This window comes from Cutibacterium porci (assembly GCF_009696315.1).
Taxonomy (GTDB): domain Bacteria; phylum Actinomycetota; class Actinomycetes; order Propionibacteriales; family Propionibacteriaceae; genus Cutibacterium; species Cutibacterium porci.
In genome coordinates, this window is sequence record NZ_VUMG01000003.1 from 467,178 (window position 1) to 488,568 (window position 21,391).

20 protein-coding genes and 1 pseudogene are annotated in these 21,391 nt (G+C 60.4%); 7 read left to right on the forward strand and 14 right to left on the reverse strand.

From position 1 onward, the window contains the following. Positions 1-72: 72 nt before the first annotated feature. From FYJ43_RS12610 to FYJ43_RS09595, 4 genes and pseudogenes are all read right to left on the reverse strand, one after another. Complete coding sequence (locus FYJ43_RS12610; RefSeq protein ID WP_154564195.1) at positions 73-306, reverse strand: recombinase family protein; 234 nt, start codon at positions 304-306, stop codon at positions 73-75. Continuing rightward, complete coding sequence (locus tag FYJ43_RS09585) at positions 303-464, reverse strand: hypothetical protein (RefSeq protein WP_154564197.1); 162 nt, start codon at positions 462-464, stop codon at positions 303-305. Before FYJ43_RS09585 ends, FYJ43_RS12610 begins: the two co-directional genes overlap by 4 nt. A gap of 39 nt (positions 465-503) precedes the next feature. Then, a pseudogene (locus FYJ43_RS09590) lies at positions 504-743 on the reverse strand (recombinase family protein); the annotation flags it as partial. Between the two features lie 671 nt (positions 744-1,414). Further along, positions 1,415-2,701: a hypothetical protein gene (locus FYJ43_RS09595; protein WP_154564201.1), complete on the reverse strand. Its 1,287-nt coding sequence runs from the start codon at positions 2,699-2,701 to the stop codon at positions 1,415-1,417. Positions 2,702-3,007: 306 nt separating this feature from the next. Here FYJ43_RS09595 and FYJ43_RS09600 point away from each other — a divergent pair, with 306 nt between their 5' ends. The 3 genes from FYJ43_RS09600 to FYJ43_RS09610 all read left to right on the forward strand — a co-directional run bounded on the left by FYJ43_RS09600 (position 3,008) and on the right by FYJ43_RS09610 (position 5,109). Beyond that, on the forward strand, positions 3,008-3,196 hold the full coding sequence (locus FYJ43_RS09600; protein ID WP_154564203.1) for a hypothetical protein: 189 nt from the start codon (positions 3,008-3,010) through the stop codon (positions 3,194-3,196). A gap of 617 nt (positions 3,197-3,813) precedes the next feature. After that, the gene (locus FYJ43_RS09605) at positions 3,814-4,443 is read left to right on the forward strand and encodes a hydrolase (RefSeq protein ID WP_154564205.1); all 630 of its coding nucleotides are present in this window, start codon (positions 3,814-3,816) and stop codon (positions 4,441-4,443) included. A gap of 24 nt (positions 4,444-4,467) precedes the next feature. Then, on the forward strand, positions 4,468-5,109 hold the full coding sequence (locus FYJ43_RS09610; RefSeq protein WP_195839952.1) for an MBL fold metallo-hydrolase: 642 nt from the start codon (positions 4,468-4,470) through the stop codon (positions 5,107-5,109). A gap of 1,701 nt (positions 5,110-6,810) precedes the next feature. On the opposite strand, the gene FYJ43_RS09615 is transcribed toward FYJ43_RS09610, so the two are convergent. Together FYJ43_RS09615 and FYJ43_RS09620 are read right to left on the reverse strand one after the other, a co-directional pair. Then, positions 6,811-8,184 carry an FAD-dependent oxidoreductase gene (locus FYJ43_RS09615; RefSeq protein ID WP_154564208.1) on the reverse strand — a complete coding sequence of 458 codons (1,374 nt, stop codon included), beginning with the start codon at positions 8,182-8,184 and terminating at the stop codon, positions 6,811-6,813. 26 nt (positions 8,185-8,210) lie between these two features. After that, positions 8,211-8,558, reverse strand: a complete 348-nt coding sequence (locus FYJ43_RS09620; protein ID WP_154564210.1) for an ArsR/SmtB family transcription factor — start codon at positions 8,556-8,558, stop codon at positions 8,211-8,213. A gap of 116 nt (positions 8,559-8,674) precedes the next feature. On the opposite strand from FYJ43_RS09620, the gene arsD reads away from it, so the two are divergent. Further along, positions 8,675-9,154, forward strand: coding sequence for an arsenite efflux transporter metallochaperone ArsD (gene arsD / locus FYJ43_RS09625; protein WP_154564212.1), 480 nt, complete (start codon positions 8,675-8,677; stop codon positions 9,152-9,154). 27 nt (positions 9,155-9,181) lie between these two features. Then, positions 9,182-10,957 carry an arsenical pump-driving ATPase gene (arsA, locus tag FYJ43_RS09630; RefSeq protein ID WP_154564214.1) on the forward strand — a complete coding sequence of 592 codons (1,776 nt, stop codon included), beginning with the start codon at positions 9,182-9,184 and terminating at the stop codon, positions 10,955-10,957. Between the two features lie 66 nt (positions 10,958-11,023). Here the strand turns inward: arsA and FYJ43_RS09635 are convergent, their stop codons facing one another. After that, positions 11,024-12,010: a nucleoside hydrolase gene (locus FYJ43_RS09635; protein WP_154564216.1), complete on the reverse strand. Its 987-nt coding sequence runs from the start codon at positions 12,008-12,010 to the stop codon at positions 11,024-11,026. A gap of 96 nt (positions 12,011-12,106) precedes the next feature. On the opposite strand from FYJ43_RS09635, the gene FYJ43_RS09640 reads away from it, so the two are divergent. Both FYJ43_RS09640 and FYJ43_RS09645 read left to right on the forward strand, forming a co-directional pair. Continuing rightward, entirely contained in the window at positions 12,107-12,520 is a 414-nt protein-coding gene (locus tag FYJ43_RS09640) for a hypothetical protein (RefSeq protein WP_154564218.1), read from the forward strand. Between the two features lie 50 nt (positions 12,521-12,570). Further along, positions 12,571-13,254, forward strand: coding sequence for an EcsC family protein (locus FYJ43_RS09645; protein ID WP_326833532.1), 684 nt, complete (start codon positions 12,571-12,573; stop codon positions 13,252-13,254). 10 nt (positions 13,255-13,264) lie between these two features. On the opposite strand, the gene FYJ43_RS09650 is transcribed toward FYJ43_RS09645, so the two are convergent. The 7 genes from FYJ43_RS09650 to FYJ43_RS09680 all read right to left on the reverse strand — a co-directional run bounded on the left by FYJ43_RS09650 (position 13,265) and on the right by FYJ43_RS09680 (position 21,245). Continuing rightward, positions 13,265-14,536, reverse strand: coding sequence for a threonine/serine exporter family protein (locus FYJ43_RS09650; protein WP_154564220.1), 1,272 nt, complete (start codon positions 14,534-14,536; stop codon positions 13,265-13,267). Positions 14,537-14,742: 206 nt separating this feature from the next. Next, positions 14,743-15,447: a hypothetical protein gene (locus tag FYJ43_RS09655; protein ID WP_154564222.1), complete on the reverse strand. Its 705-nt coding sequence runs from the start codon at positions 15,445-15,447 to the stop codon at positions 14,743-14,745. Then, a complete protein-coding gene (locus tag FYJ43_RS09660; RefSeq protein WP_154564224.1) occupies positions 15,444-16,805 on the reverse strand; it encodes an ABC transporter permease in 1,362 nt (453 codons plus the stop codon). Before FYJ43_RS09660 ends, FYJ43_RS09655 begins: the two co-directional genes overlap by 4 nt. Beyond that, entirely contained in the window at positions 16,805-17,539 is a 735-nt protein-coding gene (locus FYJ43_RS09665) for an ABC transporter ATP-binding protein (RefSeq protein ID WP_154564226.1), read from the reverse strand. Before FYJ43_RS09665 ends, FYJ43_RS09660 begins: the two co-directional genes overlap by 1 nt. 207 nt (positions 17,540-17,746) lie before the next feature. After that, complete coding sequence (locus tag FYJ43_RS09670; protein ID WP_195839972.1) at positions 17,747-19,150, reverse strand: dihydrolipoamide acetyltransferase family protein; 1,404 nt, start codon at positions 19,148-19,150, stop codon at positions 17,747-17,749. Positions 19,151-19,191: 41 nt separating this feature from the next. After that, a complete protein-coding gene (locus FYJ43_RS09675; protein ID WP_154564230.1) occupies positions 19,192-20,190 on the reverse strand; it encodes an alpha-ketoacid dehydrogenase subunit beta in 999 nt (332 codons plus the stop codon). Further along, positions 20,190-21,245: a thiamine pyrophosphate-dependent dehydrogenase E1 component subunit alpha gene (locus FYJ43_RS09680; RefSeq protein WP_195839973.1), complete on the reverse strand. Its 1,056-nt coding sequence runs from the start codon at positions 21,243-21,245 to the stop codon at positions 20,190-20,192. Before FYJ43_RS09680 ends, FYJ43_RS09675 begins: the two co-directional genes overlap by 1 nt. Positions 21,246-21,391 lie beyond the last annotated feature (146 nt).

Sequence of the window (21,391 nt, forward strand, 5' to 3'; positions counted from 1 at the left end):
AAGAGTTAGTCGTAGGCGGCAGTCTCCGCCGCGAGGTCCTCGGGCAGAAAAGGTAGAGCTTCGAGCCGCTGCCTACCCCGTGGCCAGTTCGTATTGAACTTGATCCCACACCTCAGGGTCGTTGAAAGGCTCGTAGCAGCCAGTGACGTAGTACTGGGCGACTTTTCGTTGGTGAAGTTTGATGCTCTTGGTCAAGAAATCAACAGTGCACGCTCCTTGCAGCGCAGCATTGCCTGTGTATTTCTCGTTAGACAGGATCGAACGGATCGTAGCGACACGCCATGTGGTTGTCCCGCGCGCCGTCAAATACCCTTCGGCCTCGAAACATCTTTGATTTTTCGGACGGATTTCCCGGCCAGGAACAAGCCATAGATTTCGCGCACTACAGGGGCTCGCTCTTTGCCAATGACAAGGTTGCCGTCCAAGCCTTTCTTGTAACCAAGCGGGGACTTATACGGCACCATGACCCCCCCCACAAGCTAAGAGTTTATGGTGACCCCACGTCACGTTCTCGGAGATGGATCGGGATTCTTCCTGACCAACGAGCTCATGAGTGTGATGAATGGTTGGCCTTTGGAATCCAGCGTCCAAACGTTTTCCATCTCGAAGTACACCTCCACTCCCCGATCTATCGGCAACCGCACGTGGGCAAGCGTGTCAACAGCGTTACGGGCGAACCGGGACACCGATTTAGTGGCGATGAGATCGATCTCGCCTGCCAGCACATCGGTAATCATTTGTGTGAAGCCTTCACGTTATTTCATTAATACTCCGGTGATGCCTTCGCCGGTGTATATACCGACGAGCTGCCAGCCTGCGTGATCGCTGATGTAGCTATGTAGCAGCCGACCTGGGCATGGATCGGCGCTCGTCCAATACTGTGGACACCCCAGCGTATACTGCTACACGTTCGCCGACCTGCAGCAGTTCACCATCAGATGCCCCCACCGTCGAGGAGCCCCGTTTTTGTTTAACCCCAACAAAGCAAGACAGCAATATGCGCCCCTCAGCACGGCGACAGATACTCTTGAGGTGTATTCACGCCCATTTCAACATAACGATAGAGGTGGCTCGTGACGGCACCAAGGACTGTGCAATTATTCTTGATGGACGACTCACCTAACAGGCGAATCAAATGCTCGTTGAATAACTGAGTGGGCAAGGTCTACCTCATCCCCCGCACGGAGATCACCCACTCCAAGGACCGCCCCGAGCCCACACAGACCGGCATCTACCTACTGTTCGGCACCGACACCGAAACCGGCGACGGACTTCTCTACGCCGGGCAAACTCACGAACGAAAGAACGGTAACGAGAAAGACGCTACCCCTAAGCACACGCGCATTGATGATCTGACACGGTCAGATCATCAATGCGTTCCGTGGCATGAAGCAGTCGCTAACTGCTTCCCGCCCTACTTGCTGCCATTCTCCGGGACGTCGCCCTCGATCCTCGTCGCTATAGAGCCAGATCCAGTCGCGGTCACGTCACCAAGCGAGAGCTCCCCGATTGAGCCACCCTCGAGGACTTCGAGCGTCACAAGATCGGCTCCCCCGGTCGTCACTATCCCGCCGACCTTCAGGGAGGTCACCTCACCGCCGGGCTTGATGGAGACCGCCGTGGCCTTGAGCTTCATCTGAACACCCTTGACGAGGCTCATACCCTCGCCGCCCGTCGTGCGCACGTCGCCACGCACCTCGATCGGGCCCGTCGGCTTCGAGACCTGGATGCCAATGGCACCGTCGCCATGGGTGGTGATGGAATCGAAAGTAGCAGACTCGACGGAGCCGTCGTAGACGTTGAATCCGCGAGCGCCCAGGCCCGTCGTCGCGATTGGGGCGTTAATCTCGAGGCGGCCCATCTCGCCAAAGTTGACGAAACCGATGCCGGAAGCACCCGTGGTCGTGACTGGGGCGTGCGCCACCCACTCCGCCGTCTTACCCCACAGGTCGAGCGCCATGTCATTCGCGCCGTGGGTGGTAGTCGCACCAGTGTTTTCAACGCGATCGACGACGGCACCACCGAGGACGAACACGGCTCCGGTGATCTTGTCACCCGTTCCCTGGACAATGCCACCGTCGGTGATAACCGTGTCGGTCTCGAGCAAGTCGGCCCGCAGGGAGCCGCCAGTCAGCTTGCCCTCGCGATCCGTGTAGCCGTCGAGGAATACACCCGAGCCACGGACCGGCGTCAACGGCGTTCCGATGCTGATGCCCTTGAGGGTAGCCGTGAACTCCGTGTCAGCATCCGGCTGCAGATTCCACAACGTAAAGCCGCCTTGGAGCACGTCGACTCCAAAGCCGTGTGGCTGGCGCGAACGTCCGCGCACATCGGCGGCTTTGACGTGCACCTGATCCGCCTCCACGCGAATCATGCGCAGGTTATCGTCAGCCACGAGGTAGACCTGGCCAACGGTCGTCACATTGCGGAGGACGAGAGTTCCAGCGTTGGCAAGACTCGTGTCGTTATAAACGGCAACCTCGTAGTCGACTGTCGTGATTGTGATGTCATTGAGCGTGTTATTCCTCGTCAGTCGAACACCCTTCCCGGTGAACTCAAGCGTTCCGCCCGACAGAGTGGCGCCCTCGGGGAGGGTGATGGATGGCGAACCGGTAATGGTGCCCTCGACGCGGATGTCCATGAAACCATCTGCGATGGCTTTCGCAAGTTCGTCTGCGCTTGACACTGTGATTGCACTCATCATTACTTCCTTGAGCCGAGCTGGATTCCCAATGATATTAAACCGTAGGAGGTCATCCTATTGAGGGGAATGAACATCGCGTTCTATATTCTCAACGCTCCCAGCAAACTCCCGGTTTTACCTCAAGGGAGTCTCATTCCTGCGCTCACGAACATGCTGTGATTCCTCGCCATCCACCCCCGTCTCACCCACTGAAGTAGCGGCCTCTCCCCACAACTTCCGCGGCACACGAGGCTCGATGTGCCGAGCTGACTGCGTCCGTCTTTCATCATCTCCGCCGCGTGGGGCATATGTACCATGACCGACATGCTGACCGTTGATCTCCTCGCCGTGGCCCGGGATGCGGCGGTCGACCGCCTCCCCTCGTTGAACAGTCACCGGAAATGTACCGGCGGGACCTGCATCACTATCGCGCGTGCCGCCATGAAGACTGCCGAACACACCCACGAGGCGGCGACCACGGGACACCTGAGCGTCATCATCCGAACTCTTTAACGCCCTGTCGTCCAAACGCGGGGACGCGATCCCAGTGTTTCTGACAGCAATCCAGACGGGCTCTCGGACGCGCAGGCCGTCACCTAGCGGCTCACCCAATGGCTTCAGCCGTTCAGTCTTCCACGGGAACATACTCGTCGCATAAACGCACACGACAGGGAAGTCAGCATTATGAAAGCGTTCGCAACGAGTAGTAAGCGTCAACTGTCGAGCATGCGGAGGATGCCAACCTGGGCGTCAACAACAAGGAGGGCGGGCAGGTCGTTCACAGGGTCCGTTCTCTCAGGCAGCGTCCCAATTCGAGCATGTCGCTCCCCGCGCGCCACGCAATTTATATCAGGTCCGTGAGAACACGATGCAGCCCACCGACCGTGCCGCGAGCACAGTGAGGCCGCCCCGGCCCGTGACACACGTCCCCACCCAGAACCGCCACGGGCCAACCACGCTTGACACCTCCCCAACTCCTGCCAGCTTCCGCCGTGCGCAAACCTGAGCCAGGTCACTCACTGTGTACCCGTGCCGGTGATACATTCGGGGCAATGCTCGCCGCGCAATGACCTCGCTTTGAGCGGGATCTCCCACGGCCCACCCTGAGCGCCATCAAAAGGAGAGTAACCATGACCAGCCTTCCCATTCGCGACCAGAAGTCGGATTTCCTCCTCACGGGCGAGAACTCTGTACTCGTCCTCATTGACTATCAGCCCACCCAGGTCAACTCCATCAAGTCAATGGACCCAGAGGTCATGGTGCGCAATATTGCCAACGTGGCACGCTTGGGTAAGCTCTTCTCCATTCCGACCGTGCTCACAACGGTCAACGTGGAGACCGGCAAGAACGGGCCCACGATCACCGAAATCACAGACGTTCTCGGCTCCGATGTCGTCCCGATCGACCGCACTTCGATCAACTCGTGGGAGGACAAGGAGCTGAAGGAAGCAGTCGAGGCGACCGGTCGTAAGAAGATCATCATTGGTGGCCTGTGGACGGAAGCGTGCGTGATGCTCCCCACGCTCGATGCTCTCAATGACGGGTACGAGGTGTACCCGGTCGCCGACGCTATCGGCGGCACCTCTAAGGAAGCTCACGACCTTGCCGTGGCGCGCATGCGCGAGGCAGGCGCGCAACCGATCAGCTGGGTTATGCTCGCCTGCGAGCTTCAGCGCGACTGGGCACGCCAGGACACAGCCGGGCAATTTGCCGACATCCTCTTCGGTGAGCACGGTATCAACTCCATCAAGGGCGAGTAAGACTCCTCTCGGCAATAGCTCGTGATGACGCTGACACTAACACGCGGCATTCACGCCGCGCTCACAATCACATCGGGGTCTACAACACTCGTCGTAGACCCCGGTGCGTTTGGCTTTCCCGGGTCTGTTGCGAACGCTGACGCGGTGCTTGTGACGCACGATCACTTTGATCACGTCGACGTCCCGGCCCTTGCAGTCGCTCTGGAGGACAACCCTGGCCTTCACGTCTACACTCCGACCCACCTCAGCCTTGAGGCTAACGTCGATCGGCAGACCCTCGTCAGCGAGGGAGACGAGTTCATGGTTGGCGACGTGAGTGTTAGCGTTATCGGGCGCGAGCAAGCCACGGCCAGCATCGATGACGACGTCATCATCAACGTCGGATACCTCATCGGGGGCCTTGTCCTCCACCCGGGGGATGCCCGACCGGTCATCAAGAACCTCGACACCCTTATCGTTGCTCTAGCAGCCCCATGGCAGAGCACCCCGCAACTCGAGGAGTACCTGCGCGTGGTAACGCCCGCGCGCGTCATCGGGCTCCACGACGGCACGCTCAACGATCTCGGTCGCAATTTTGGCCAGAAGACCCTCGCCCGTATCGCCAGCAGCTACGGAGGTGAGGCTATCAGCCTCAATCCCGGAGAATCGGTGACGCTACCGCACTGACGACCCTGGCTCGGTGATCTGTCCAGGCGGTGGGCAGATCACCGAGTACGTGGCCGGATGCTCAGCGTTTACCCACCATGAGTCCCGCTCCTGACACCTCAAGCGGCTCGATCACCACCGTCTCACGACCGAGGGCGACATCGATGCAGCTACCAAGATCAGAATGCCAGAGCATAGAGATTGAATTAAATGGTTAGCTCCCCCAAAGCAGCTGTGTGGAAACCAGCTAACGAAAGTATCGCAACAAGCAGCGGAATCTTTCAAGGACACTGGCAGCCCCATCGACGTTGAGTATAAGTCTCTTCGCTTGCTCTCCTGCGTTTATGATTTACATCTGAACCCACTCCATCTTGAAATTATTCTTAGTGGAAACAATGCGCCCAGCAAAGTCCTTCTCATGGCTTAATAGTGCAGAAAACCGTGTGCTATTCGTTTCCCCAAGTAGGTCCATTTTCCGTAGAAGAATAGAGCTTAACTATCTTTCTGATTTTCAGAATTTTGTACACTTTCACGGATATCGTTGCGACTATTGCGGAACCGAACGCAACCAAGGTAGCAGTTCTTGCGAGGCAAGAGGAAGCATGCTTTACCCACCACACGGTATTCAGATCAGCTCCGACGGAAATTAAATCTTTTCATTAGTCGCCACGATCTGCACGACTTGTGTGCCATAAACTTGAATATAGGTCTCGATCACTTCATTGGTTGCGTCAATGACTCACAGGTTTTCGATAATTCTTATTGATGACTGAACGGTATGTTGTGACATGATTTCATTAGGTATTTGAGCAATGGTGTCGGTTTGAGCATCAGCTAGGTACGCCAAACCTTCAGAAATAACATGATCCATCCCATGTACGCGCGCTGCATCACACCCGCATACCCACCCTCACCAGGAATGGGCACGGTTTCAACCACATCGGCATATGTAGAGATTGATTTATCCTAGTTATTCAGGTCTTCGCACTTTCTAACAAATCAAGGTTAGTCACCTATTGTGTAGGGACATTATTAAGGTCGCCAGCTATACGCCAGCAAACTTAGTGAAAGGACACAGAGTGGGGTTGAGTATGACTTCATCGAAGCATTCAACTGCGCGAGCCAACTCTCCAGTTCCTTCAACCCCTACCTCTGACTCGGAACCGCATGTACACCTCTTTCCTTATGGCGAGATGACCATCATCATTCGTAGAAACGAAGAGGTTTGGACAGACAGCCCAATAGACCCCGCGACGAATCGACACTCATCAAGCATCTCAGAACCTTCGGTCGCACTCTCCAAGCAAGCCCACCACTAGCGGAGGAGCACGAAACCCGTACTGACAATCGTCGATGTGCTCAACCAACGCGGCATCGAAACGTTGCGCCTGCTCCAGCCGCCTCAACGACCCTAGGCGAAGCCTCCTCATTCTAAACTTGCCCAGGCAACCCGCCTCCTTAACTGGAAATAGCCTACCGCCTCAACCCAGTTCAGCCGGATCATGGGCAGGAGGACCAGGATCCAGCACCAGAGACAACAAAACACCTACTCAGAGTAGGTTAGGCGACAATTTCGCTCCTTAGTCTTTGACTTCACACTAAGCCCCCTGCCTATGGCCTATTGGCGAGGACTATCCCCGAACCCAACCTACGCAGTACTACCCTTTTCCAGACCTGCTCCGGATCATGCAGGGCGCCCGAATAGGCCAGCCACGCTAGGCGTTAGCTCTGATACTGGGCAACCCAGGCCTGAGAGGCAATCTGTACGGCATCCCATGTCGAACCGAACGGAGGGGTGTAGGCAAGGTCAAGGTCACTGATACTGGCGACGTCCATACCGTGGAAGATCGCAGTGGCGTAGATGTCGACGCGCTTAGCAGCCTGAGTGCTGCGGTGCCCGACGAGCTGTGCCCCCAGCAGGCGGCCTGTAACGCGGTCGCCGGTCACGTGGACAGCGATGGGATGGGCCCCTGGGTAGTACGCCTTGTGGTCGTCTGGGAAGGTCGTGGTGCTGGCAGGATCGAAGCCCGCAGCTATCGCCTCGCGGTCGTGCAGCCCGGTGCGAGCCGCTACTAGATCGAAAACCTTGACTACCTGGGTGCCGAGACTACCGGCAAACCGGGCTGTACCGCCTAGCACATTCTCGCCGGCGATCCGCCCTTGTTTGTGAGAGGTGGTGCCCAACGGCAAGTAGGTCGTGCCGAGCAGGCGGTGGTGAGTGGCCACGCAGTCGCCTGCGGCCCACACGTGCGGAACACCGGTAGCCATTGTGTCATCAACTATTACCGCGCCGTGGGGCCCGCTCTGGACGCCCGCTTGCAGAAGCAGACTGGCATCCGGTCGCACACCCACCGCGACTAGGACCAGTTCCACATTCCACGACAGGGGTCCGCCACCGGCGGCTTGACCGGTCACGTGTAGCCCGTCAGAACGCCTCTGGATGCCGGTAACGCTCGTGCCAGTGTGGACGTCAACTCCGTGGTGTTCCAGCTCCTTATGCAGCAAGGAACCGAGCTTTTCATCGACAGTGGGCAGCACTTCAGAGGCCGCTTCGACCTGCGTGACGTCAATGCCGCGAGCGGTCAGCCCCTCAGCCATCTCCAAACCGATATAGCCGGCACCCACAACCATTGCAGTGCGCGGCCGCAGACGCTTCAACGACTCAGAAAGGATGAACATGTCGCCCATCGAGTGCAGCAGGTGGACGCCATCTGCTGCACCGAGGACGTCAAGTCCGGTAATCGGTGGACGCACCGGTTGGGCACCGGTCGCGACCACCAATTCATCGTAACTGATGAGCGACGTACCACCGTCAGGCCTGACAACCTCAAGCTCACGTCCATCGACGTCGATGCGGGTAGCACGGGTGCCGAGCAGCAGCTGCAGGCCGGCATCTTGCAAGTCTGTGCGGGTGCGATGCGCGAGGCGGTGCCATTCGCTAACCTCACCGGAGATGTAGTAAGGGATTCCGCAGACAGAAAAGTTCGGATACGCGTCAGCTACCACCACGGTAACGTGCGTGGACGGGTCGAGTTCGCGGGCGCGAAGCGCCGCAGATATGCCGGCATCACTGCCACCAACGCACACCACGTGCATGGGATACCTTCCAGTTCTCCGATAGGTCAGGCCAGCATGGCGGTGTAGTCGCGCAGCTCAGCCAATCCCTCAGGCCGAAGGGTGAAGTGCGCCCACTTGCCGCGCATCTCCTTGTTCACCAAGCCTGCCTCAACCAACTTCTTCAGATGGTGGGACAGCGTGGGCTGAGTCACCCCGAACACCTCAGGCAGGTGGCAAGCGCACACGCTCGAGCACTGGCTAGCCGCGATGTGGTGCAAAATCCTCAGCCGGACTGGATCAGCGAGAGCTTTGGTGACACGCGCCACGTGTTCCGCCCGTTCCACCGAGATCGTGTCACCGCCCGGCGCGCACTCGTCGGTTGCGCTCGTCGGGATTTCTAGCAATTCGATCATGCAGATACTCTACCCAGTCATATTGACACCCGTCGATATGTATGCCACGCTCATTCATATCGATGGTCATCAATGTGTTTGTGATTGTCACGGCACGCCAGTCCGGAGGTTCCCTTATGCCCGTCATCCGCGTCTTCGAGCCCGCTTTGTGCTGCAACACCGGGGTGTGCGGCCCGAACATCGATCAGGAGCTCGTCGATTTCACAGCCGCCGTGAATGCCCTCAGGGCACAAGGGATCGACGTGCAGCGTGCCAATCTGGCCACCGAGCCGGCACAATTCGCCGAGCACCCCGTGGTAGCTCAATTCCTCCAAACAGCCGGTTCCGAAGGTCTACCTTTGACCCTGGTTGACGACGTCACCGTCCTCACTGGCCGCCACCCCCGCCGCGACGAGCTAGAGCGTTACGCCGGGTTGACGCCCGCCCAGGACTCTCAGTGCTGTAACCCGGCCGCAGGACAGTCCACCTCCGATGCCTGCTGCAACCCACAGCCCATTACCCTCATGACATCTACGAGCTGCTGTAGCTCGAATTCGGCGGCCGAGGCACCATCAGCAGGCTGTTGTGGACAAGCCTCCAGCACCGGCTGCTGCTGAGCCGCCTCGGACCCCCAGGAGATCGTGATGCCACAGTTCCTCGACAACCCTCCCCGGCATTTTTTCTTCACTGGAAAGGGCGGTGTCGGCAAAACCAGCATCGCGTGTGCCTCCGCTGTGCACCTCGCTCGCCAGGGCAAGCGAGTGTTGCTAGTCAGCACCGACCCTGCGAGCAACATTGCGCAGGTCTTCAACACGACCATCGGCAACAAGATGACCGCGATCGAGCAGGTGCCCGGCCTCGATGCGCTGGAGATCGACCCTGACGAGGCCGCAGAGGCCTACCGCAACAAGATTCTTGCGCCCGTCCGCACCATTCTGCCCGCCAAAGAGATCGAAGCTATCACCGAGCAGCTATCGGGCTCCTGCACCACCGAGATCGCCTCATTCAACGAGTTCACCGATCTGCTCGCCAACACCCACGTCACCGCCGGATATGACCACGTCATCTTCGACACCGCCCCCACTGGCCACACCATCCGCCTACTGCAACTGCCCGGAAGCTGGACGAGTTACCTCGACAACGGTAAAGGCGACGCATCGTGCCTGGGACCTATGAGCGGTCTAGAGAAAAATCGCGCCACCTACCGCACCGCCGTCGAGACACTCACCGACCCCAGCAGCACTCGTCTGGTGCTCGTCGCCCGGCCTCAGCACTCCACGCTGCGCGAGGTTGCCCGCACGCTGAACGAACTCGCCGAACTCGACATCCACGCCACGAACCTCGTCGTCAACGGCATACTGCCAGCCGCATCCACAACCGACGAACTCTCATGCGCCATCCACGACCGCGAGCAGGCGACGTTAGCTGCCATGCCGACTGCATTGTCAGCCCTCCCCTGCGACAAGGTGAGTTTGAAAAGCGTCAACATGGTCGGCCTGGATGCCCTCACCACTCTGTTTCACGACGAGGATGCTCCACATACCGAGGCACGAAATACCGAACAACTGACCATGGAGGAGCAGCCCGACCTTGGCACCCTTGTGGACCAGCTCGCCGAAGCTGACCATGGGCTCGTCATGGCGATGGGCAAGGGCGGCGTTGGTAAAACCACCGTCGCAGCGGCCATCGCCATCGCCCTAGTGCAACGTGGCAAGAAGGTACTACTCACCACCACCGACCCCGCCGCACACCTAACGACGACCCTCGGTAACGACGTGGACGGCCTCGACGTGAGCGCCATCGACCCAGATCAAGCCGTCTTGGAATACCGCGATCATGTCATGGCTTCCAAGGGGGCCAAGCTCGACGATGTCGGTCGCGCCGCGCTCGCCGAAGACCTTATGAGCCCCTGCACCGAGGAGATCGCTGTATTCCAGCAGTTCAGCCGTGCAGTGAACAAGGCGCGTAACCAATTCGTCATCATCGACACCGCCCCCACCGGCCACACGCTGCTACTCATGGACGCCACGGGCTCCTACCACCGCGACATCACCCGCCACCTTGACGGCAACCAGCGCGACCACGTCACGACCCCGCTCATGCGGCTCCAAGACCCCGACTACACCAAAATCATCGTGGTCACACTGCCCGAAACCACGCCGGTGACTGAAGCGCAGGCACTGACGACTGATCTCGAGCGTGCCGGTATCCATCCGTGGGCCTGGGTGGTAAACAACTCCCTCGCAGCGGCCCGCCCTACCAGCCCGCTGCTAGCCACCCGAGCCCGCTGTGAAAAGCAGCAGCTCGACGCGGTGGCTGCCATGAGTAGCCGTATGGCCGTCATCCCCACCCAAACCCGCGAACCTGTCGGCCGCCAGCAGCTCATGGCACTCAGCCATGGGCGCGCCGCAGGCCGCTAGCCCCAGACTCAACACCGGCGACAGCACGGCTAAGGATGACGCCGTAACGGCAGGTGCACAACGGCATCAATGACCTGACGATGGGCCTTCAACCCAACCACCCAACGTCGTCAAAAGATGCTCAATGAACCCCTCAGCATCGACGTCGCACAGTAGGTCGACGTTGGGCTCCTTGCCCCAGCGCCCCAGCTCGTCGCCGACCGTCTGCCCACGGGTCAGCGTGCCTGTCAGCTCAACGTCGACGGCCAGTGGTCTCGTCTTGGCAAACTGGCCCGTCACCGCATTGGCGACGACGAGCGGGTCGTGCAGATACGCGCACCATCCCAGACCGTCGGCCTGGTGAAACTCGAAGTAGAACTGCAGGGCGTCAGCAAGCACGGCACCAACCGGGTGATCTTTCAGTTGTGCCACGGCTTGACGATGCTTCTCGTCGAGACGGACGGCTTCGGTAGCCTGCAGCGCACCGAGCACAACCCGCTGGGACGCCTTGCCCCACGCCTCGAACACCTCGTGTGCAGCCTCCGGGTCCACCGCGATGTTCCATTCACTTGTCGGCCCGGTGTTGCCACGATGATTGATCGCCCCGCCCATGACGTGCAGTCTCCGCAACAACCGCGGCAACTCTGGTTCTTCCCGCAGCGCCAGTGCGAGGTTCGTCAACGGCCCGGTGACGATACCCACCAACCTCCCCGGGTACTGGTGCGCGAGATCGACCCACAGTTGTGCCCCGCTACGGGAATCCGGACGCCCGCATTCCTCCAGCACAGCGTGGCCCAACCCGTGCGGCCCGTGGGTCTCTTCGGCGGTCATGAGGGGCTCGACGAGCGGCGCGTCTGCCCCTCGAGCTACCGGAGCATTCATTCCGAGCAACTCGGTCAACCCGAGCGCGTTACGCAACACGTCGTCTTGGCTGACGTTGCCAGCAGTCGTCACCACCCCGACGGTCTTAACGTCATCGCGACAGGCCAGGTAGGCCAGAGCGAAGGCGTCGTCGATGCCGGGATCACAATCCAGCAAGACAGGCAGGGCTGTAGATGATGTCAGGTTGGCCATGACAGCACCTTACGAGACCGGGCCACCCGAAGACGTCAGGTGAGGCACGATGGGGAAGAAGGCGCTTTGAACGATCCAAGGAGTATGTGTGGAAGCATGACTGACACGCAGAAGACCCCATCTCGCGGCGAAAAGGTCCTCGCCGCTGTGGTCGCCTTCACGCTATGGATGGCCTTGGTGTTCGCGATCGTGGCAATCTTCGTCGGCTGGAGGTGGTCGCTGCGGATATACGTCGGAGTACTGCTTATTGGCATCCCCGGAGAGATCATGACGGACCTCGTCAGCCGGAATCAGCTGTGGCCGCACCGCACGCCGCGAATAGGACGTTCTCGCGGCTGGCCTGTGCTGGTATCAGCCCTCATCCTTATCGGCTGGGCATTCATCGTTCTCGCGGCGACTGCTCTCATCCAACCGTGGTACGGCGCTACCGGTGACATGGCATGGGTCATGGTGGTGGGGATCGTGGCGATTTTGGCCAAAGAGATTTTCGACGCCAGGAAGAGATCCTGATCCGTCGCCTGCGGCTACCCTGGAACACAGTCGAGTGAGAGGAGACCCGCGTGGGCATCGGAAGCAACATCGGCAAAGCACTGCTCGCCCAAGCCCCCGACATAGCTCCTGGGGCGGCTGTCTCACTGCTGCGCAGCATTCTCGGATTCGCCATCGACGGCGTCTCGGGTGTGCCGGGAGCGCGCCAGACCGCCGGTAAGACCCTCACAAAGCATGACGGCGATGTCGAGCTGGCAATCAACTCCTTGGTCAATCAGCACATAGCGATGGCCGGGGCTCAGGGATTTGTGTCCAACCTTGGCGGCCTCGTCACCTTGGCTGTGACTATCCCCGCCAACATCTCCGGTGTCGCGATCGTGCAGGCCCGCATGGTGGCGGCCATTGCTCACCTGCGCGGGTACGATCTCGACGACCAGCGGGTCCGCACCGCCATCCTCGCCACTCTCATGGGTCAGCGCGAGGTGGACAGTCTCATCCACGAGAAAAAGCTACCGACGACACCGATGGGTATCGCTACCGCCCCGGTCAGTGACGCCGATCTCGAAAAGGTCGTTGCCCGCAATCTCGTCAATGTCCTCATGGGGCAGGTTGCCGGCAAGAAGTTGCCGGTATTCGTCTCCAAACGCGTTCCTGTCCTGGGCGGCGGAGTCGGTGCCACCACTGATGGGTTCACGACGTGGAGTGTCGCCCGCTACGCGCGCAAACAGTTCCCCACCCGGCGTCCTCGAAGCTAATAGGTCCGCGTCAGAACGTCTGTCGACGACGCCCTCCGGGCCGACGGGTACGACTGCGGCGGACAAGCCCTACCGCCCGAGCCGCCGTCGTTCCAATAAGTAGCCCCAAGGCGATCGCGCCGATGATCCCTGCAGACTCCAACGCCGTCGCACCAGCCACTGGAGTTCCTGCCCCGAGCTGGGTAAGGGAAACCACCCCCAACGAGCCGGGAACCAGCAGCCAGAAGCTGGGCAGAAAGAGCACGAGGCGCGGCAAGCGCGGACGGTATATCTCGATTATTGAAGACCCGAAACTGGCCACGACGGCTCCCAGCAATCCGCCACCCCACGTCGCCCCAGCGATCGTCTGACCAATGATCTGGAAGGCCAAGGTCATGGCCAGCATCAGCGCAACCCAGGGGATGAGCCGCCCCGGTATCGACTCCATCAGGCTCATGCCAGCAGTCAAGAGGAGGACGCCGAGGAAAGGTACCCACAGCCCACGCCAAGGCACGATCTGGTTTCCCAGCTGATCGACGGGGACTTTCATGAGCCACGCGGCGACGAGCACACCCGCCGTGAACATAGCCAATTGCGCAGTACCAAATGCCAGTCGCGACGCACCTGCCATCATCGCTCCGGCAGCTAGTTCCGCGACTCCTGTGACGATGAGGGCACCCGGCAGTAGCACCGCAATGGGCGGCAACAGACTGCGCAGCGGCCCCTCAATGAGCCCAAGTCGGGCCGCCCAGAAGGCACACAATGCGACGGCGAAGGCAGCGACGAACGGGGTGAGGACGGCCAGGGCTTTCCTTTTGCCCGATAACCACATGAATCCGGCTGTGATCTGACCGGCAAGTATCGAAAACAGCACGCTGGGCCACAGCGGCTGCAATACGAGGGCAATACCGGAGGCCACGCACACCATGCCGCCGTGTAGACCGAACCTCGGATAGCGCGGCGGGATAGACCGCAGGCTGCGAAATTGTTCAAGGGCCTCAGCTGGGCCGATGGTGCCGTCAAGAAGCTCCTGACGGATCCGAGCAGTGGTAGCACTCTGATCCAGCCGGATGGTCCCTTCCACCGATTCGAACGTGGCTGGGGTGCCACCTCCCAAACTCACCACCACCCCCGTAGGCCAACCTTGTACTTGAACGTCGGAACATCCGAGATACCGACCGACGCTACGGGTATCAGCTTCCACCTCGTGCACCGGCTGACCACCGGCGATCCCCGCCGCCGCTACATAGGCCAATAGGCGGCGGACACCGTTGTCGTCGAGCTCGTCCACGTCAGATCCCATCGTCGATACCGTGGATCAATAGTCGCGCACCTGTGCGCCTTTAGCACGCCCGCTGACCGAACATCCATCCGTACGCCATCGCAGACAGTTGTGATTGCCGTCGTTAGCGCGCGTATCGGCCGACCGTGGGGTCGCTCGCAACCACCGTCGGGCCTGGCGGCGTCAAGGTGTACGTCAACCACCCGGCGCGCGCTCGCGCAAGGTCGTCAGGGACGCAGGGATTTTCCCCCGGCCAGCCCCCATGCATACCCGATAACCCCTAGCAGGGCACAGGCACCAGCACACACCACGGCCACGGTAGACACTGTCGGTGCACTGCCCTCAACTGCGGCCGTTTTCCCTGGATAGCCTCCTGGCAGGAATCGCAGGAAGGTGTGCGACTGCGCGACGACCACAACGAGGTAGGTTAGAAGACCGCACAGCGGCCCACCCCGCCGCGATACCACTCCGGTAACACATAGTGCGATACCGGTACACAGCACGCACGTAACAGAGAGCCCCATAAATGGCGGCCACGGCAGCTGAAACCGTGTCGGCATCTGCGGTATGAGCACGGAATCACCATCAGGTATGACCTCGACGGGCAATGACCGCAGTACCCATCCCATGAGCAATGGGAGACCAGCCGCGCAGCCGCATATCCACAGCCCTATCGACGCGTACCCCACCGTGAGGGACCGAACCGATGTCCTCTCGACCCAATCCATGGCCGATGCGACACACCACATGATGGTGGCACAACCCACCAGAACGATCAGCTCGGGACCAGTCGCAGGGCGATCCCACAGATCTCCCGGTGCCAGCGACAGACTCGTCTTCCACAGGAAAAAGGCCACGACGAAGGCCGCCACCGGCACGATGACAAGGGCCATGGCGTGGCGCCCCTTCAGGAAAGCCGCGATGCTTCTCATCGGTGGAGATCTCTAGAGGTCAACGAACACGTGCTTACCGCGCGATGATGCGCCGTATACCAATGACGGAATGCGGTTACATCCATGCCGTCAAGGCTATTTCGTTGCGAACTCGTCGGCTCATCGTGCGGGAGTCCAGCCAACCGAAGAATGGTACGTTCCACGGTATCGACAGCCCCGAGAGCCTCCATTTGCTGGGACGTCATATCTCCAGAGGTGGACATAAAGGCACATGCGTCCCGTCCTGAAAATGATTGAGCCAGCCCCTCACCCGTCAGATCCGATAATTGTTGCGCGGAGCGGTATGAAGTCGGTTCTCCGAGATCAATGACGAGTTGTTGGCCGTGTACGTGGTATCCAGCCTCGGCAAGCAGGATATCTCGGGAAGCCATCGCGTGCGGCATGACGGACGCGACGCGCTGAGCCGGTTTCGCGTAGGAGGCAGCGAGACTGCGATGCGCTGGCGTGACGCATACCCGTACGCCCTCGTGCGACGAACACTCAAAAGCTAGTGGCGCATTTCGAAACAACGGTACCGGCATGACGACGCCCACGGCAGCGATGATGAGCGGTGGGGCGATCAAGGCCACACAGGGCATCACTCGACGCCATGTCAACCCACCAGAACGGACTTGTGACCAGCGGGCGGATGCCAGAATGCACGAGATAGTGACGATAAGAAAGAACAGGGCTCGCACCACCACGGCTTCGGGCGTGACAGTGTGGGTGCCACCTGGTTCCGACATTCCGAGCGACCATCCGAGAGCCACCGAGCTATACCCGGTGTTGGCGAGGATATGACCGTTCATGAGGACGGGTAATCCGACCACGACGATGCACACAAGAGGCGCTAACACCCACACGATGGGGTGGCAGACCATTGCAGCAACAAGGTGAGCGACAGCCACTAGAGCCGCGAACGACAGCAGGATGACGATTAAGTCGGAGGCTTCGGCGACGGTCGGAGTCGCATTGAGCCACGCCTTGACGACCAGCGGGGCGGCCACGATGACCGTCCCGGTGAGCAAGGCAACCGTCTGCCTCCAGAACCAGCACCAGTGAATGCCGAGAATGGACCGCGCTGGAGCAACCCCCACAACCATGTCCGAGGGTGCCATACGTTCCGCGAGGCTCGCCCCCATAAGGCCAGCCACAATCGCCCACAGCATACTGGATTCCCGGAGCGTGACGACAACGTCCTGCACCTGCCACACACCCCAGGCCCATCGGCCTCGCAGCGCCACAAGGCTGCACATGGCACCACCGACCGTTACGAGAACCACATACCATGGCGTGAACGGGAATGCCACGCAGCGAAAACCACGCAACGGACGCATATCATGGGGCGACCTGGGCATCACGCCGCCTCCCCGAGAAGGGTGAGGTACCCAGCCTCAGCGTCGTTGGCGTTACGGACTGGATGCCCTCGGCCAACAGATTCCAGTTCGGAGTACGAGCCCTCGAAGACCAGCTTTCCCTCAGACAAGACGACGAGTTGCGACACGAAGCCCTGGAGATCCTCAAGCAGATGAGTCGACACAATGACCGTCCGATCTTCGGCGAGCTCACCGAAGAGGGATCGCACCCCAATCCTTGATGCCGGGTCGAGGCCTACCGTCGGCTCATCAAGCAGTAATACAGCCGGATCGCCGACAATCGCACACGCGATTCCAAGTCGCTGACGCATTCCACCCGACAGGGACTGGACGCGCTCATCGGCGCGGTCGAGAAGCCCAACACGATCGAGGGCCGCACGCGCCCTCGCGCGGCATTCGCTCGGTTCAACGCCTCGCGCCCAGGCCGCGTATTCCACCGCCCGCCGGATACGAAAGCGCGAGGGGAGGGAAAACCTCTGGGGCAGGAATCCGACCAAAGCACGGATGGTGTCGACGTCATCGCTGACATCGACACCATTCACCCGAACGTGGCCGGACTCCGGTTCACGCAGTGTCGCGAGGATACTGAGAAGTGTCGACTTTCCGGCCCCATTCGGGCCGAGCAGCCCCCACAGACCAATACCAAATTCACAAGAAATATCAACCAGACTGTTACGACGACGGTAGCGGTGCGAGAGGTGTTCAATTTCTATCAATTCAGTGTGCCCCGAGTAAAGATGGATTCCGCCATGTCAGCGAATAAGGTCGACGGGTTTCTTGCGAGATTCCGTCTCAGCCAAACCCGTCGACACACGATACCGCATAGCTATGCGGTCATCTGTACAGCATAGCTATGCGGTCATCCGGACACACAAACGGAACACTCCCACTCCTGTCGGATCATCCCGTCCACAAGGTCTACCTCAGTACAGCATTGCCGACGCCGGATCCGACAGGATTTCCGCAACGTCGTGAAGGAAGGTCGAGCCCTCCTCACCGTCAATGAGACGATGATCGAACCCGAGGCTCATCGTCGTCACCCACCTGGGGACAACGCGCTCGTCATCACCGGTCCCAACGACCCATGGCCGTCGAGCGATAGCGCCGAGCACCAGGATCGCCGACTCGGTCCGATTGACGACCGGAGTCCCGGCGTCAAGGCCAAACACCCCGACGTTGGTAATCGAAAACGTGCCGTCGGTGTAGTCAGTCGGTTGCAACCGGTCTTCCTTGGCGATCGCGACAATCCGGGTGATTTCCGTAGCCAGTTCAAGCATCGTCATGTCCTGGGCGTCACGCACCACCGGCACCATGAGCCCGCGCGGGGTCGCCGCAGCGATACCAAGGTTGATCCGGTCACGGAAGACGATCTGGTCGGCAGCGTCATCCCACGCAGCATTGATAACCGGGGTCCTGCCCATCGCCAGACACACCGCCTTGCACCACACCGTCAGCGGGGAGACACGCAGGCCTGTGAAACGGCGGTCGGCGCGCAGCCGGTTGACCAGCTCCATCGTCGGGGTGACGTCGCAGGTGAGGAAGGCCGTCACGAGGGCTTTGGTATCCAGCGAGTCCTTCATAGCCTTCGCTGTAACCTTACGCACCCCACGCACCGGCACCTTGCGGGTGTGACCGTCGGGTTCTGTCGGGGCGCCGCCGAGCAGACGCCGAGACATCACCGACATGTTCGCCAGCTCGGCGTCACCACGAGAAACGCCGGTATCCCGAGCAGCATCATGCCCAGCCTCGGCTGCTGCTTTAACGTCACTCCTGGTCACCGCCCCCTGCGGACCAGTACCGCTAACCTGCGCCAGGTCAATACCGAGGTCGGCGGCCAGTCGTCGAGCAGGCGGCTTGGCAAGGACGTGCGCGGTGCGGTCCATCCGCGGGGGATCCTCGCGAGCACGAGGCTCAGCAGAACGCTCCTGCGGCGCGATCTCGGCGTCAGTGTGTGCATCCCCGGCGTCATAGTGAGGTTCTGGTTCTACCGGATAGCCGCCTTCCTCGGGCGCTCGCTGCGCCGACACCGCAACTGCTCTGCGGCGACGACGTCGACGTCCGGTTTCCTCCGCGACGTGGCCGACGAGGAACTCCGGCTCGTCATCGGAACCGTCGTCAATCATGACCAACGGCTCCCCAACAGCCACCGTCTCACCAGGCTCAGCACACAGTTTCGCCACGGTACCGGCAAACGGGCTAGGCAACTCAACAATCGACTTAGCCGTCTCGACTTCGCACAGCACATCGTTGATCTTCACGGTGTCACCGGGAGACACTTGCCAAGAGACAACTTCTCCTTCCGTGAGTCCTTCACCTGGGTCGGGCATGCGGTAGCTCTTCATATGAATACCTCTCGGGAGGACGGTGGTCAGAAGGCCAGGGAGCGGTCGACGGCGTCGAGGATGCGGTCGACGTCCGGGATGTGCTCCCCTTCAACCTTGGCTGGCGGGTATGGGGTCGACCATCCAGTGACTCGCAGTACTGGGGCCTCCATAACGTAATACAGCTGTTCTCCCAGCCGAGCTGCAATCTCTGCACCAATGCCCTGGGTGCGCGGCGCCTCCTGCACCACAATCGCCCGCGTTGTGCGGCTCACTGACTCGTAGACGACCGTCATGTCGATCGGGGAGAGGCTGCGTAAGTCGATGACCTCAAGCTCTCGCCCCTCCTGAGACGCCTCTTTCGCCGCCTCCAAACAGGTCTCGACCATTGGCCCGTAGCAAATCACAGTGGCGTCCTTGCCTGGGCGCGAGATCCGGGCCTGGTGCAGCCCCAGCTCGGGTGTCTGCGCAATCTCGCCACGGGTGTAGTACCGACGCTTCGGCTCAAAGAAAATCACCGGGTCAGGGCTGTCGATGGACTGACGCACCATCCAGTAGGCGTCGTCAGGGTTGGAGCAGGTGACCACCTTGAGACCAGGCGTATTCGCGTAGAACCCTTCCGGCGACTCGGAGTGGTGTTCTGGCGAGCCGACACCGCCGCCGAAAGGAATACGGATCGTCACCGGCAGGGACCACCGACCGCCGACGCGAGCCCGGTACCGGGCCAACTGCGAAACGATCTGGTCAAAGGCTGGGGCGCTGAAGCCGTCGAACTGAATTTCCACGCACGGTCGGTACCCGCGCATAGCCATACCAATCGCGGTTCCGACGATGCCTGATTCAGCCAGTGGCGAATCAATGACCCGACGGCCACCAAACTGGGCTTTGAGACCATCAGTGATGCGGAAGACACCACCAAGGGTGCCAACATCCTCTCCTATGACGACGACGTGATCGTCGGCAGACAAAGCGTCAGCCAGCCCGGCATTGATGGCTTTGGCAAGGGTGGTCTCCCCCTGCGGACGCGCGCTCACATTCTCGCTCATCACTTATCCTCCTGCCATGAGGCGATGTCCTCAGCCTCAGCCAACACATCAGGAGTCGGCTCGACGTAGACATCTGACATGAGATCGGCCATCACGGGCACCCGAGCCTGGTGGGCGGCAGCGCGAACCTCGGCGCCGAAGGCCTCCTCACGCTCAGCGAGGTCGTCGAGCCATGCTTGGTCGATAACACCGCGATCCTGCAGATAGGTACGCAACCGGATGATGGGGTCACTCTTATCCCACGTCGACTCTTCTTCTGCGGTGCGATAGCGGGTCGGATCATCAGTAGTGGTGTGAGCGCCCATCCGGTACGTCCACGCCTCAACGAACACCGGACCTTGTCCGCTACGGGCATGTTCGAGAGCCGATCGCAGCACGGCTGCCATCGCGATCACGTCATTGCCGTCGACTTGCACAGCGGGGATACCGAAACCGAGACCACGCCGGAAAAGAGACGTCGGCGACTGTACGCTAGTCGGCTCTGAAATCGCCCACTGGTTATTGACGCATACAAAGACCACCGGGGCATTCATTGAAGCCGCGAAGACATACGCCTCGTTCGTGTCTCCCTCGCTCATCGCACCGTCACCGTGAAAATCCAGTACGGCCGCCGGAGTACCTCCAGCCTCGACGTCGCGCTGGACACCCATCGCGTAGCCGACAGCGTGTAGGGTTCCTGACCCGATCATTACAGGGTACGCACTGAAATGAGTAGCGACGGTATCCCAGCCGCAATGAGCGGTGCCATTCCACGCCCCCAGAATGTCGACCACGCTGACGCCCATAGCGTGTGCCAACCCTTGCTCTCGGTAGGTAGGAAACACCTGATCGTCGTCCCCTAGCGCCAGCCACGCACCCGCCTGGGTCGCCTCCTGCCCCAGGAGGGGTGGCCACAAACCCAACTCGCCATGACGCTGCAAAGCAGTGCCTTCCACGTCGAGGCGTCGCGTCATCACCATCATCTCGAGAGCCTTGACGAGGTCGTCGTCGCCCAACCCAGCAGGAAAGTTAGGGTGCGGTGTCAGATGCCCGTGCTCGTCAAGGATCCTCACCATTGCAGGATCTGGACGATTGACGGGGTGTTGGCGCGCCGGAAGGACGAACGGGTCCGCGTCTGCCTCGTCAGCACAAATAATCTCGGTCACATCTTCCTCCTGGTCAAATGCTCCGTCCCTCAATTCTGGACGCCGCCAAGTCCAGT

Excerpts from the sequence above, each read along its gene's own strand:
- FYJ43_RS09585 (WP_154564197.1), bottom strand. The coding sequence starts at position 464 with ATGGTGCCGTATAAGTCCCCGCTTGGTTACAAGAAAGGCTTGGACGGC.
- FYJ43_RS09595 (WP_154564201.1), bottom strand. The coding sequence starts at position 2,701 with ATGAGTGCAATCACAGTGTCAAGCGCAGACGAACTTGCGAAAGCCATC.
- FYJ43_RS09600 (WP_154564203.1), top strand. The coding sequence starts at position 3,008 with ATGCTGACCGTTGATCTCCTCGCCGTGGCCCGGGATGCGGCGGTCGAC.
- FYJ43_RS09605 (WP_154564205.1), top strand. The coding sequence starts at position 3,814 with ATGACCAGCCTTCCCATTCGCGACCAGAAGTCGGATTTCCTCCTCACG.
- FYJ43_RS09610 (WP_195839952.1), top strand. The coding sequence starts at position 4,468 with ATGACGCTGACACTAACACGCGGCATTCACGCCGCGCTCACAATCACA.
- FYJ43_RS09615 (WP_154564208.1), bottom strand. The coding sequence starts at position 8,184 with ATGCACGTGGTGTGCGTTGGTGGCAGTGATGCCGGCATATCTGCGGCG.
- FYJ43_RS09620 (WP_154564210.1), bottom strand. The coding sequence starts at position 8,558 with ATGATCGAATTGCTAGAAATCCCGACGAGCGCAACCGACGAGTGCGCG.
- arsD (WP_154564212.1), top strand. The coding sequence starts at position 8,675 with ATGCCCGTCATCCGCGTCTTCGAGCCCGCTTTGTGCTGCAACACCGGG.
- arsA (WP_154564214.1), top strand. The coding sequence starts at position 9,182 with ATGCCACAGTTCCTCGACAACCCTCCCCGGCATTTTTTCTTCACTGGA.
- FYJ43_RS09635 (WP_154564216.1), bottom strand. The coding sequence starts at position 12,010 with ATGGCCAACCTGACATCATCTACAGCCCTGCCTGTCTTGCTGGATTGT.
- FYJ43_RS09640 (WP_154564218.1), top strand. The coding sequence starts at position 12,107 with ATGACTGACACGCAGAAGACCCCATCTCGCGGCGAAAAGGTCCTCGCC.
- FYJ43_RS09650 (WP_154564220.1), bottom strand. The coding sequence starts at position 14,536 with ATGGGATCTGACGTGGACGAGCTCGACGACAACGGTGTCCGCCGCCTA.
- FYJ43_RS09655 (WP_154564222.1), bottom strand. The coding sequence starts at position 15,447 with ATGAGAAGCATCGCGGCTTTCCTGAAGGGGCGCCACGCCATGGCCCTT.
- FYJ43_RS09660 (WP_154564224.1), bottom strand. The coding sequence starts at position 16,805 with ATGCCCAGGTCGCCCCATGATATGCGTCCGTTGCGTGGTTTTCGCTGC.
- FYJ43_RS09670 (WP_195839972.1), bottom strand. The coding sequence starts at position 19,150 with ATGCCCGACCCAGGTGAAGGACTCACGGAAGGAGAAGTTGTCTCTTGG.
- FYJ43_RS09675 (WP_154564230.1), bottom strand. The coding sequence starts at position 20,190 with ATGAGCGAGAATGTGAGCGCGCGTCCGCAGGGGGAGACCACCCTTGCC.
- FYJ43_RS09680 (WP_195839973.1), bottom strand. The coding sequence starts at position 21,245 with ATGGTGAGGATCCTTGACGAGCACGGGCATCTGACACCGCACCCTAAC.